Source organism: Haliscomenobacter sp., assembly GCF_040403615.1.
Lineage (GTDB): Bacteria > Bacteroidota > Bacteroidia > Chitinophagales > Saprospiraceae > Haliscomenobacter.
In genome coordinates this window covers 1-12,583 of sequence record NZ_JBBAKG010000052.1, presented here as the reverse complement: position 1 = coordinate 12,583, position 12,583 = coordinate 1, and the positions used below count along the sequence as shown (strand labels likewise).

Sequence of the window (12,583 nt, the reverse complement as noted above, 5' to 3'; positions counted from 1 at the left end):
CCATAATAATTGGTACTTCCCGAAAAACAGGTGCTGGGTTCGGTGTTGTACCGCAAGGCAATCCGCATCCTAGTAGACCCAGCCAATGTGCCAGTTGGGATACTGATTTGGCCTACAAAGACGCTGTCTTTTTTGGGGCCAGAGTTGTACAATGCCTCGTTGGCGCCAAATTGCCCATCCTGGTTCAGGTCGATCCAGGCCACCACGTATTCATTGAAAAGTTTGCCAACAAAACCCATGTTGGTTCGGAAGGCATAGGATTGACCAGAGCGCAGATTGATGCCTTTCAGACCAGTGAAATCCCCATAGCCATTGCGATTGCTACTGTTGGTAAAACTGCCTATTTGCACTTCCGTAATCCATTCTTGCGTCGACTGATCGATTTGAATGCTCTCTTTGCAATAGGCTTTATCCAGGCAGGCGCCACAATTGCCCGTTTTGAATACAAAGCTTTTGCTGAAAACCGAAGAAGTGCCATCCGTACACTCGGTACGAAGTTGAAATTCATACTCCGTACAAGCCTCTAAATTGCGCAAATTGGCTGAAGTGAAGGGCGGACTCAAACTAATCCAAGTAGCACTCCCGATTGGCCGGTAACGGAAAGTATAGGAACTAGCTGCCGTAACTGGCTGCCAACGAATGATCACATTAGAGATGATTCCGGCAGGAATGGTCACCTGATTTGGTGGCTCACAACACCCATCGGTGCGAAAGGTAAAAAGCTCATCAAAATCAATGATGTCCTTGGCGCAATAGGTCTTGAGTTGATATTCGTACGCTGTACAAACTTTTAAGTTGCTGAAATTGTATGGGGGCAGTACTTTTTCAACCGTAGTCCAATTGGTCGTTCCTTTGGCGCGAAAGCGCAAATCAACACGGACAATGCTGTCATTGCTGACCCAGTTGAGCTGGCTACTGTTTACCGTAATGTTGCGCACCCCAATGCTCACCAAGGAGGGGCAAGAACCACATTCTTTGGCCAGGGCAAGCAAGCTATTGAACACATGCAAGTAACCTCCGGTGACGGTAATGTTTTGCAGCTTGGGTAAAGGCTTGGTATTGTCGAGCAACAAGCGTCGAATCCACAAAGCCGCCAAACCGGGATTGCGGCGCGCCAAGGAAGAAAGGGTAGGGCAAGGAGCCGCGTACAATAGCGCCGCCGCTGCCGCCACCTGAGGTGCCGCATAGGAAGTACCCGAATCCAGGTTATAACCATTGTTTTTGGCCGTGGAATAGGTTTGCTCGCCAAGGGCAGCCAGGTCTACTGTGTTTTTGCCAAAGGCATGACTCAAGGTGCCCGTGCGGCCAATGCTGGTTACGTTGATGAGGTATGGGCTGTTGCAGCCTCCGGGCATGTCGCCCACTGCGTCTACATCGATGCTGCTATTGGAAGTAGCGCTGACGTTGATAATTCCTTGGTGTCCCAAACTATCATAAAAACTGCACCAAACGGTATACTCGCTCGACAGGGCGCGAGGGATACCCCAGGAAGCATTCGTAGCCACTACGAATGCACCTTTTTTACCCCCGGTTTGGTTGTACAAACGGCGTTGAATAAAGGCATAATTGTAAGCCTGAATGATCAGGTCTTCGGTAACTGTATTGTAGCCCCCCATTACCCCCATGATTTTTACCCGCCAGTTTAAACCCGTTATGCCAATCTTGTTGTTGCCTACCGCGCCAATGACTCCAGAGACCATCGTACCGTGAGTGGCGGCTTCACTGATGTCGTCGTTGCGGCGACTCACGTTCCAACCCCGGTAATCGTCAATGTAGCCATTGCCGTCGTCGTCGAGGTTGTTGTTGGGAATTTCGCCCCGATTGACCCAAAGATTAGCCTTCAAATCGCGGTGAGTTGTATCGATGCCGTTGTCGATGACACACACCACGATGGTATCCCCGGCAGGGGTAAGCCCCCCCGTAGTAATGTCCCAGGCTTGGCGCATGCCCAAATCCAGGCCAGTAGTACCGCCATCCTGGCCGACATTGAACCATTGCCATTGCTTCAAAAATTCAGGATCGTTGGGGGTTGTAGTACGATATTCGATGTAATGGTTGAATTGTGCCTCGGCTACTGCTGGATCTCTACGGATGCGGGCCAGTAGTTCATTTTCATCCTGGGTATGGGAATCGAAACGGATTTTCCAGATGTGCATGGGTTCTGAAAGGGGCGCATCATCCAGTTGAAACCCGGCTCCTGCTGCGCGCAGGGAGGAGGCTTGATTGGCCCAGGCACTGGCACGCACTTCGGGGTAAAATTTCACCAGAATTTCGCCTGGCACATGGTCTGAATTTTGGGCATAACTGGTGTAGCTGAACAACATACAGCACCATACCAGACAACACAGCACAACACTTGGTCTCATTAGGTCGGATTTTTTAAAGACATTGGCAAGTCATTCAAGCATGCCATCAGGAGAAAAACGACCTATTGAAGGTCTAATTGCCAGACAAAAATAAAAACATAAAAGGAGGAGAAATGAGAAATAGTAAGGATGTGTTGGAGAGTTTACAGATTAAGTTGGATTTTTGGTATGGGGTGCTTCAAAAAGAAAGGGGAATGTTCAATACGCGGTATCTACCGTTCATTCAACATCCCCCTAAAAAACAGGAACCATTAATCCCGTTCCCTATAAATTCTTCCGTTTCATTTCACCGACTGCATATTCCGCCGCGCGCGCCGTCAGCGCCATGTAGGTCAAGGATGGATTCACGCACGAAGCGGATACCATACAAGCGCCATCGGTTAGGAATACGTTTTTGCAAGCGTGGATCTGATTGTTTCTGTTCAACACCGAGTTTTTCGAATCATGCCCCATTCTTGCGGTCCCCATTTCGTGAATGCCCAATCCCATGTGGGTATCGCGGTTATAGGTACTGATGTTTTTGAAGCCAGCGGCTTCCAGCATTTCTGCTCCGGCCACCATGATGTCGCGGCGCATGGCCAAGTCATTTTCGGTAAAGGCCGCATCAAATACGATCATCGGGATGCCCCACTGGTCTTTTTTCACGGGATCGAGGTACATGCGGTTGTTGGGGTCGGGCAAAATTTCGCCGAATCCGCCAAAACCAATGCTCCAACTGCCCGGTTCGGTCAGGTCTTTTTTGAAGTCGGCGCCAAAGCCGTCCATGCCTACGCCCCGGTTCCAACTGCTGCGGCTGGCGCCACCCTGATAACCAAACCCGCGCAGGTAGTCTTTGCGTTTGTCGTTGTCCCAGTTGCGGAAACGCGGAATGTACAAGCCCGTGGGGCGGGATCCAAAGTAGTAATCGTCTTCAAACCCTTCCACGGTAGCCGTTGCACCTGAGCCGAGGTGGTGATCCATCAAGTTGCGGCCTACCTGGTCGCTGTCGTTGCCCAGGCCATTGGGGAAGCGGGTTGATTTGGAATTCAACAGTAGCGCTGCCGAGTTCATCGCGCCAGCATTCACAAAAATGATTTTGGCAAAATATTCCGTTACCGAGTGGTCAATTTGATCGATCACGCGTACACCGGTAGCCTTTTGTTTTTCCGCATCGTAAATCAGTTCCAGGGCAATGGCGTTGTGCCGAACGGTCAGTCGTCCCGTTTGAGCTGCCGCAGGAATGGCCCCGGCCATTGAGCTGTAGTAACCACCATGTGGGCAGCCTCTGGAGCATTTGTTGCGGTATTGGCAGGAAGCGCGGCCCAGCGCAGTGTGAATCGGTTGCGCCTGCGAGAGGTTGGCGATGCGGCCAATAGTGACTTTGCGGTTCAGTTTTTTCATCACCGCGTCTTTGAAGTGTACCTCGGGTGGCAGCATGCTCATAGGAGGCAGAAAGTCGCTATCGGGAATGATGTCCCAACCTTCTTTTTGGCCGCTGATGCCCACAAATTTTTCGATGTAGCTGTACCAGGGCGCGATGTCTTCGTAACGGAGTGGCCAATCGATGCCTACGCCTTCTTTGGCATTGGCCTCAAAATCATGTTGTCCCCAGCGGTAAGTTTGGCGGCCCCAGTGCATGGATTTGCCGCCAGTGTGGTAAGCGCGAATCCAGTCGAAAGGCTTTTTTTCGATGAAGGGATTTTGCTTGTCGTTGGTGAAAAACGCACCAGCTTCTTCGTTGGCGAGGTTGCCAAAGCGGTTGTTTGACCAGTATTCTTCCGCGGAATTGATCGGCACCTTGCCGCGGTGTTCAAATTCCCAGGGCGTTTTGTTGGCGGTGTCGTAACTTTCGAGGTGTTTGACTTCGCGGCCGCGTTCCAGCATGAGTACTTTCATGCCTTTTTCGGTGAGCTCTTTGGCGGCGATGCCCCCGGTCATACCCGATCCGACCACGATGGCGTCGAAGCGATTGGCTTTTTGGGTGTTTATATTGATTTGGTTCATTGCGATTTGAGTTGTGGTTGGAAATGCAACCTGCATTAATACACGATGGTCTTCTGTCCAGGCTTCAGTTTGGTCAATTCAAATTTCCCCGGGTTGGGTACGTATTGAAAAGAAGCCTTGGTGCCGCCTTCGGAAGTATAATAGCCCAGCAGGGTCAATTCCTTTATCAGTCGCCAGAAGGGCAAGCCCATTTTGACGGCGTTCATCGATTCCATATCTTGGTTGTCGCCAAACTTGATGGTTTGGGCGTTGTAGGCTTTCATTTGTTCCTTGGCTTTTTGCTCTACTTGCTTGAGCGTGTCGGTTTTTTGGGCAGCGCTCATTTCCAGGAATTTCATGCCTTCTAATTCCACAACCCCCGCCATAAAGCTGCGGTGTTCAGGCAATTGATAGCAATCGTTGATCATCATTTCGATAAAGGCTGGTACGCCTACATCTTTTGCACCCACCGTATCGGTGCGGGGCAGGATCATTTCGGCCACCTCGGCAATGATTTGCTTTTGGAGGGCAGATAGGTTGAGTTTGTCGCGTACGGTCGTGCCGATGGCGTTTTCCCAACGCCCCATGGCCATCAAGGTTGGGCCCGAGAGGGCAGCCCCCAAGAGAAGGGTGGCTTTGGCTAATGCTTCGCGTCTGTTCATGTTTATGGTTTTTTGGGTAGAGACGCGACGCATCGCGTCTCTACCTAATCACAAATTCTTCTTTTTCAATTCACTCACCGCATAATCCGCTGCCCGTGCCGTGAACGCCATATAGGTCAGCGAGGGGTTTTGGGTAGAGGTGGAGGTCATACATGCGCCATCGGTTACGAATACGTTTTTGCACTGGTGCAGTTGGTTCCAGCCATTGAGCAGGGAAGTTTTCGGATCGCGTCCCATGCGTACCCCGCCCATCTCGTGGATATCCAGTCCGGGGGTGCGGTTTGAATCGTAAGTACGGATGTTTTTGAAACCCGCCTTGGTGTACATTTCGGTCATCTGCTCAAAGAAGTCTTTGGTCATTTTGACATCGTTTTCGTCGTAATCCACCGAGATCCGCAATTGTGGAATGCCCCAGGGATCGCGTTGGTCTTTATCGAGCGCTACGTAGTTGCTTTCTTTGGGGATGGTTTCACCCATCATGTGGGAGCCTACACCCCAGTGGTCGTTCAATTTGGGTTTCAGGATGCCTGTTTTCAGGTCTTCTCCCCAGCCACTGCGGTTGTCTGATTGCCCCCGATAAGCGCCAAAACCTGCTGCGTAACCGCGCAAAAAGTCGGTTTCCTGCTTCAGTAAGTTGCGGAAGCGCGGGATGTATGCCGAATTGGGGCGTTTGCCTTCGGTGGTTTTGTCCAGGTAGCCTTCGTATTCGGCATTGATGCCGGCGCGGTAGTTGTGAAAAGCGACAAATTTGCCCAGCAGGCCGCTGTCGTTTCCAAGTCCATTGGGAAAACGGTTGGACGTGGAATTGAGCAGGATCAGGTTGGTATTCAACGCGGCCGCATTGACAAAGATGATTTTGGCGAAATACTCCTCCATCTCTTTGGTATTGCTGTCGATGACTCTGACCCCAACCGCCTTTTGTTTTTTCTCATCGTAAATGATCGAATGAACCACCGAGTGGGGGCGCAGGGTCATTTTGCCGGTTTTGGCCGCCCAGGGCAAGGTAGATGCATTGCTGCTGAAGTAGCCACCGAGTGGGCAACCGCGCTCACAAAGAGTACGCTGGGCACAACGGCTGCGGCCTTGTTCGAGGTGGATGGGTTCGGGCTTGGTGATGTGTGCACAGCGGCCAATGATGATGGGCCGAGTGCCGCCATAAGCCTTGGCCATCGATTCGGTGAAATACTGCTCTACGCAGTTCATTTCGTGGGGAGGCAAAAATTCGCCATCGGGCAATTGGGGCAGTCCATCGCGGTTGCCACTGATGCCCGCAAATTTTTCGACGTAGCTGTACCAGGGCGCAATGTCGTCGTAGCGAATCGGCCAGTCGACGGCAAAGCCATCGCGGGCAGGGCCTTCAAAGTCAAAAGCCGACCAACGCTGGGTTTGGCGCGCCCACAGCAGAGATTTGCCCCCGGTTTGATAGCCTCTGATCCAGTCAAAAGGTTTTTCTTGCACGTAAGGATGCTCGGCATCTTTGACAAAAAACTGCTCGGTGGCTTCGCCAAAAGCGTAGCACTTGCTCACGACGGGATTGGCTTCATTGACGCCATAGCGCATTTGGCCACGGTTGGGGAGTTCCCAGGGGTGCAATTGGGCGGTGGGATAATCAACTACGTGTTTGACTTCACGGCCGCGTTCCAGTACCAGGGTACGCAAGCCTTTGCCAGTTAATTCTTTAGCTGCCCATCCGCCGCTCATGCCCGATCCGATGACGATGGCATCGAAGGTGCGGCTTTTGATGGCGTCTGTATTGAGATTTGCCATTTGTTGTTTAATGTTGCTTTGAAAAAAAGAGAACCTAAGCCTTAACCGGCACGCAACCATAGTAACGACCAGGCGCCATTTCGTAGCCCATCAGCTTGGTCATTACGTACTCTGAACTGAGGTAGCCGCGAATGGTCAAGCTTCTGGCCATGCGAATGAAGTTCTGTTCATCGGCATCGGCAGATTTGGACATGGTGGTCAGCACTTCCAGGCGTTGTGCCGGGGTGCAGGATGCATAAGGCTTGGCGTAAGACTGAGTGGCCATGGTCTCAACCGCACTAAGCCCTTTGAGGTAAGCGGCGCGGCTTTTTTGATCGTAGCAGTCGGTGATGATTTTGTCTACAAAGCGGTGTACTTCCAGTTTTTTAGCACCCGGAGTATCCGTTTCCGGGATGATCGCTTCTACGATTTCGGCCAGCAAGGCTTGATCTGCCAGGCTGAGCTTGCTTTGAAAACCTTGCAAAGATGCCGTATTCCAGGCGCTGGCCCAGGCGGGCAACACCAACATGCCACCTACTGTGGCAGCCATTCCTTTGACGATTTGTCTGCGGTTCATGATGTAATCTTAAAGTTTAAGACAATCAAATGAGGAACACCTCATTTACCGCACTAAAGTAATATTCTTTTTGTTTCCGGGTTTTGGAAAGTATTAATTGTGGTGCAATTGGACAAAAAACGATTTATCTCTGGTACATTTTGAGTTTGACCACGCCCATCCGGCTAAAGAAATGCCCCAATGAAACCCGCAAAACGCCCAGGCCGTACTTCATACTGCGTTGGAAATTGATGGAAGAAGCCTCTTCAAAGTACTTGGTCGGGCAAGTCACCTCGGCGATGTCAAAACCAGCAAATACGATTTGTGAGATCATTTCGTTGTCGAACACAAAGTCGTTGGAGTTTTGCTCAAAGTTGATGCCTTCCAACACCGTTCGGCTGAAAGCGCGGTAGCCCGTGTGGTATTCGGAGAGCTTGTAATTGATGAGCAGGTTTTGCGCAAAAGTCAAAAAGCGGTTGGCGATGTACTTGTACATGGGCATGCCACCTTTGAGGGCGCCCATGCCCAAAATACGCGAACCCAATACCACCGGGTACAAATCATCGCCGATGATGTTGACCATAGATGGAATCAGGAGTGGGGTATATTGGTAATCCGGGTGCAACATGATCACGATGTCGCCCCCCAATTCCAAGGCTTTGCGGTAAAGGGTTTTTTGGTTGCCCCCGTAGCCTTTGTTCTGCTCGTGTTTGATCACGTGCTGGATGCCGATGCTGCGGGCCAGTTCGGCGGTATTGTCTTTGCTGGCGTCATCGCAAAGGATTACTTCATCTACCAAATCGAATGGAATTTCTTGATAGGTCTTTTCCAGGGTGCGTACAGCGTTGTAAGCCGGAAGAACAACGATGATTTTTTTGCCTTTGTACATGCTTTTCAAATTTCGCAGGCGAAGATAGGAAAAACCATTTGGGGAATCAAAACCTGGTATGGAGGAGAGGGGTAAATTTATATTACTCCAGCTCAAAAGTTATGGTTGCATTTCCTGCACCCAACGCAGTGACAAGCCTTGAGGCATCGTCAAGCCGCCCAATTTTGGTGTACGTGTAAGATGTTGGAAAAGTCTCGTAAAAAAGCACCAAGGTATTCGAACCATAAAGCATCAAATCCCCTACCTGGATTGTTCCGGGGTTGGACGCATTTGCGGGTAAGTTTTGAGGTAAACGAACATATTTTTCGTTCCTATTCAATTCGGCCATCTCTAAGGTCATCGGCAACAATTTTTTCATGGCAGTTGTAGTAGCATTGTCCAAAAGTGTTGCGGTAAATGTTTTTGCTCCAATCTTGAGTTTTAATTTATTGCGCATATCGCGGATATTGTTGTTTTTCGTCAGACTTAGGTTTTATCTTTCAATCTTTTGATCTCCTTATCAAAGTCTGATTCGTAATTTTCGTCTTGCTGGATGCGGTACTGCTCGTAGGCTTTTTCGGCCAAGGCTTTAGCTACTTCATGCGATACTTTTCCAGCATCCTGCAAAATATCATATTCGTTGAAGCGCAAAAAAGCATCTAATTTTTCTATCCAGTCCTGCATGCGCATGGAGATTTGGCGGGCAGCCTGATTTTCAGCGTAGTCGAGGTACATGGTCACAATGCGGTTGAGGGCGCTCAATTCAGATTCGCTCAAGTAGTTTTTAGCCACCGATACATCACTTTTCAGGATTTTACCGCCAGGTGCATTTTTCCAAGTGCTTAACCCCATGTTTGGTTTCTCCGCACCTGTCCGGGACGCGATGATTTCAGCAGCAGTTTGCCCGGTAATGTCCCACTCCAATTTATTCTGTACGGTTTTGTAAAATAGTGTCGTTGTTTCGGATTTTGGGTCGTAGTCGATGCTGCATTGGGCGTACAGGTCGGTGATTTTTTGGTAAAACCGCCGCTCACTGGCGCGGATTTCGCGAATGCGTTCCAGCAGTTCGTCGAAGTAATCTTTGCCAAAGTGACGACCCTGTTTGAGTCGCTCATCGTCCAGTACAAATCCCTTGATGATAAACTCTTTAAGTGTCTTTGTGGCCCAAATTCGAAATTGGGTAGCCTGGTAGCTATTCACTCGGTAGCCAACGGCTATGATGGCATCAAGGTTGTAAAAATCCACTTCGCGGGCTACTTCGCGGGTGCCCTCGGTTTGAACTATCCGGATTTTCCGGATAGTTGCCTCAGGGGGTAGTTCACCTTCGGCAAAGATGTTTTGCAAATGCTCATTGATTGTACGAACGTCTTTGCCAAACAACTCGCCCATTTTTCGTTGACTGAGCCAAAATGTTTCACCCTCAAAAATGACTTCGATCTTCACTGCGCCCGAAGGTGCAGTATAAAGTAGGATGTCGTTGAATTGTGGAGTGTTCTCGGCCATCTGTTTCAAATTTCAATAGTCAACAATTTTGTGGTGTCGTTTCCCAAAATGCCGATCACTTTTACGACTACCTGATAGGTTCCTTATTTTTCGTATTGATGCGAGACCTTCAAGGTATAAGGTATCTTTTCAGCAAATAGCAAACCATCGGAGGTGTAAAATAATGGATTCTTTTCAATTCATTATTTTTTATTGCCATTTAGCGTTTGCAAATAAGTGCGTCTAATCGTTTTGTAAAAATCGATGCCCCTCTACTCACTCTTCAACACTTCTACCGGATTGCTCCTCGCAGCCTTCATAGTCTGCGAACCGATCATAAGGAATGCGATCAGCAATACGGTCAGCAAGCCCGCGAATAGCTCGACGATTTGGACTGGAGTATGATAAGGGAAATTCGAGAGCACAAATTTTTCGAAGAAAAAGTAAGTTACGGGCAACGCAATGAGTGCCGAAATCGACAGCAGCAATAGAAAACCGCGACTCAAGAGGAAGATCAGGTTGCCGTAGCTGGCGCCCATCACCTTGCGGATGCCGATCTCTTTTAGCCTGGTTTCGGTGGTGAATACCACCATTCCAAACAATCCCATCGAGGCGATGGAAATGGCGAGGAAAGAAAGGAATCCTATGATCTTGATTATGGTGGAAAATTCGCTATAGGCTTCTTCGATTTCCTCGTTGTAGAATTTAGCCTGAAATGGATGTACCCGATCGACCTTCTTCCAGATGGACTCGATCTTGGCCATGGTGGTCAGCAGGTCAGCGCTTTGTATTTTGGCATTGATGATGGCCTGGTCTCCGGGTGTCCAAAACATAAAAGCCACCGGCTCGATGAGGTTGTTGACCTTGCCATAGTGAAAGTCTTGCATTACGCCAACAATGGTCATTTTGCGTCCATGTACATTGAAACTGTTGAAGGTGATCTCTTCCCCAATGGCTTTCTCGGGGTCATTAGCACTGATGTTGAATCGTTTTAAGAGCTGCTGGTTAACGATCAATTCTGCGGCCGCTTCGGGAGTGGTAGGTCGCGTCTTAAAATTTTCTCCGGCAATGAGCTTGTATTCATGCAGCGGCAGGTAGTTTTCGTCAACGTTGTTGGTCAGAACCAGCGCAGAGTCGCGCGAATCTTTGTACTTCATAAATCCTCCCCAGGCATTCCCAACGCTGGTGATGATCAACGACCGGGATAGTGCAGTTACTTCGGGGATCTCGCTTAGTTCCTTGAGCAGCGCATCGGGTTTATTTCCTTGCATCTCAATGTTCAGGATGTTTTCGGTGTTGAATCCCAGGTCGAATGCAAGGATGTTTTTGTACTGCACATAGCCGACGGCGGTTGTGGTGATAAAGATCAGGGTAACCGTGTATTGAAGCACTACCAGAGCGCGTCGGAGGGTAAGGTGTTTGAATACTTTCAGCGACGATTCATTCTTGAGCGCATTGATCGCGCTGACTTTCGAAAAGAATAGGGCAGGCATGAAGCCCGCAATAACCCCTACGCTGACCGAAAAGACAATAAAAGCTACTATCGTAGACGGAGTGAGCTGGAGCTTCACCATGCGCTGCATCTCGGGAGCGAGGTTGATCAGTTGCGGCCGCAATACGAGAAATATCAAAAATGAAAGCAGCAGGGCTGCCAACGAGATCATGATCGCTTCGGCCAAAAACTGTTGCCATACCTGGCCTTTTCCGGCACCAACCGCTTTGCGAAGCCCCACTTCCTTAAAGCGGCGCATGGCCCGTGCCATCGAAAGATTGGTATAGTTGAAACACGCAGACAAGACCACCACCAAGGCAAGTCCACCAAGAATCCAGAGTACAACCGGGGGCAGGTGCGGCCCCTGAGATCCCATGGAGCGTTTGAGGCTGTCTCCGACCACGATCTGATCCAACGGGAGCAGTTCAAGTTGGATTTTGCTTTGTTTCTCGGCGAGATTTTCCTCCTTTGCAATGGCGTCGAGCTGCGATTGGATGGAGGACATGTTGGCATTTTCCGGCAGCAGCAGGTACACGGAGTTGGAAAACATGTTAGACCATGCCTCAAAGCTGCTATCGTCTTTACCTTTTTGTTCCGCCGTAGAGAACGATACCAAGGCTTCGAAGTTGAGGTGCGAAAAGAAGGGAACGTCCTTCATGATACCCGTCACCTGGTAATCGAGGGTATCAAACTTGATCGCCTTGCCGAGCGCAGGTTCATTGCCGAATAGCTTTTTTGCCGCCGTCTCCGTGAGCACGATCGAGAAAGGATCTTTCAGCGCCGTTTCGGGATTGCCTTCCAACATCGGGAAGGTGAAGATTCTGAATAGCGAAGGCTCCGCCCAAAAGCCCTTGACGGGGAGAACTTTGTCGCCAACCTTCGCGTCCTGCGAAAAGTCATTGCGCAAAATAGCCACTTCTTCAATGCCCGCCACTTTCTCTCGGATAAGCTTTCCAGTCTTAATTGACGTGGTGGCAAACTTGCCGCTTTGTTCCTGATTTTCAGTCAGTACGTTGGTGATGCGATAGATCCGCTCTCCATTCTGGTGAAACTTGTCGTACGAACGCAGGTCGAGCACAAATGCGATCAGCAGCAACCCAACGGACATACTGATGGCAAGTCCAACAATGTTGATGAAGGAAAACAGCTTGTTGCGCATTAAACTGCGCCGCGAGGTTTTGAAGTAGCTTCCGATCATGATGTAGTTGGTAAAAAAGTTGGCAAGTATAGGTACTTATACAAAGTTGACTGGATAAATGTAGGTAAGGTTGGGGTATTAACAGGCAAAATGGGATTAAATGGTGGGAAAATGGGGTGGAAAGCCGAACAGGTGGGAGGTTCGCATGTTATCACTTTATAGTTAAGCCAATTGAACACTCTGATGATTCAAGCAGCAGCAATTCTCGGTTTAAAAGCCAATCAAAAGAGTACCTGAAAATCCAGAGTTAC

At 49.5% G+C, this 12,583-nt stretch carries 9 protein-coding genes; all 9 read right to left on the bottom strand.

The features are described 5' to 3' along the window. The coding region (locus tag ABW391_RS16875; protein WP_353483071.1) for a S8 family serine peptidase at positions 1 to 2,366 on the bottom strand (2,366 nt) is incomplete at its 3' end. Between the two features lie 264 nt (positions 2,367 to 2,630). After that, positions 2,631 to 4,349, bottom strand: a complete 1,719-nt coding sequence (locus ABW391_RS16870) for a GMC oxidoreductase (protein ID WP_353483070.1) — start codon at positions 4,347 to 4,349, stop codon at positions 2,631 to 2,633. Positions 4,350 to 4,384: 35 nt separating this feature from the next. Beyond that, positions 4,385 to 4,990 (bottom strand): gluconate 2-dehydrogenase subunit 3 family protein, encoded by a 606-nt coding sequence (locus tag ABW391_RS16865; protein WP_353483069.1) that lies wholly within the window; start codon positions 4,988 to 4,990, stop codon positions 4,385 to 4,387. A gap of 48 nt (positions 4,991 to 5,038) precedes the next feature. Continuing rightward, positions 5,039 to 6,757, bottom strand: a complete 1,719-nt coding sequence (locus tag ABW391_RS16860) for a GMC oxidoreductase (protein WP_353483068.1) — start codon at positions 6,755 to 6,757, stop codon at positions 5,039 to 5,041. Between the two features lie 34 nt (positions 6,758 to 6,791). After that, on the bottom strand, positions 6,792 to 7,313 hold the full coding sequence (locus ABW391_RS16855) for a gluconate 2-dehydrogenase subunit 3 family protein (RefSeq protein ID WP_353483067.1): 522 nt from the start codon (positions 7,311 to 7,313) through the stop codon (positions 6,792 to 6,794). 124 nt (positions 7,314 to 7,437) lie between these two features. Next, positions 7,438 to 8,181 carry a glycosyltransferase family 2 protein gene (locus ABW391_RS16850; RefSeq protein ID WP_353483066.1) on the bottom strand — a complete coding sequence of 248 codons (744 nt, stop codon included), beginning with the start codon at positions 8,179 to 8,181 and terminating at the stop codon, positions 7,438 to 7,440. A gap of 82 nt (positions 8,182 to 8,263) precedes the next feature. Next, complete coding sequence (locus ABW391_RS16845) at positions 8,264 to 8,617, bottom strand: cyclophilin-like fold protein (protein WP_353483065.1); 354 nt, start codon at positions 8,615 to 8,617, stop codon at positions 8,264 to 8,266. 29 nt (positions 8,618 to 8,646) lie between these two features. Next, on the bottom strand, positions 8,647 to 9,663 hold the full coding sequence (locus ABW391_RS16840) for a virulence RhuM family protein (protein WP_353483064.1): 1,017 nt from the start codon (positions 9,661 to 9,663) through the stop codon (positions 8,647 to 8,649). A 251-nt stretch (positions 9,664 to 9,914) separates the two neighbouring features. After that, positions 9,915 to 12,332 carry an ABC transporter permease gene (locus ABW391_RS16835; protein ID WP_353483063.1) on the bottom strand — a complete coding sequence of 806 codons (2,418 nt, stop codon included), beginning with the start codon at positions 12,330 to 12,332 and terminating at the stop codon, positions 9,915 to 9,917. Positions 12,333 to 12,583 lie beyond the last annotated feature (251 nt).

Bases quoted from the DNA above. Each gene is read 5' to 3' on its own strand.
- ABW391_RS16870 (WP_353483070.1), bottom strand. From the start codon at position 4,349: ATGAACCAAATCAATATAAACACCCAAAAAGCCAATCGCTTCGACGCC.
- ABW391_RS16865 (WP_353483069.1), bottom strand. From the start codon at position 4,990: ATGAACAGACGCGAAGCATTAGCCAAAGCCACCCTTCTCTTGGGGGCT.
- ABW391_RS16860 (WP_353483068.1), bottom strand. From the start codon at position 6,757: ATGGCAAATCTCAATACAGACGCCATCAAAAGCCGCACCTTCGATGCC.
- ABW391_RS16855 (WP_353483067.1), bottom strand. From the start codon at position 7,313: ATGAACCGCAGACAAATCGTCAAAGGAATGGCTGCCACAGTAGGTGGC.
- ABW391_RS16850 (WP_353483066.1), bottom strand. From the start codon at position 8,181: ATGTACAAAGGCAAAAAAATCATCGTTGTTCTTCCGGCTTACAACGCT.
- ABW391_RS16845 (WP_353483065.1), bottom strand. From the start codon at position 8,617: ATGCGCAATAAATTAAAACTCAAGATTGGAGCAAAAACATTTACCGCA.
- ABW391_RS16840 (WP_353483064.1), bottom strand. From the start codon at position 9,663: ATGGCCGAGAACACTCCACAATTCAACGACATCCTACTTTATACTGCA.
- ABW391_RS16835 (WP_353483063.1), bottom strand. From the start codon at position 12,332: ATGATCGGAAGCTACTTCAAAACCTCGCGGCGCAGTTTAATGCGCAAC.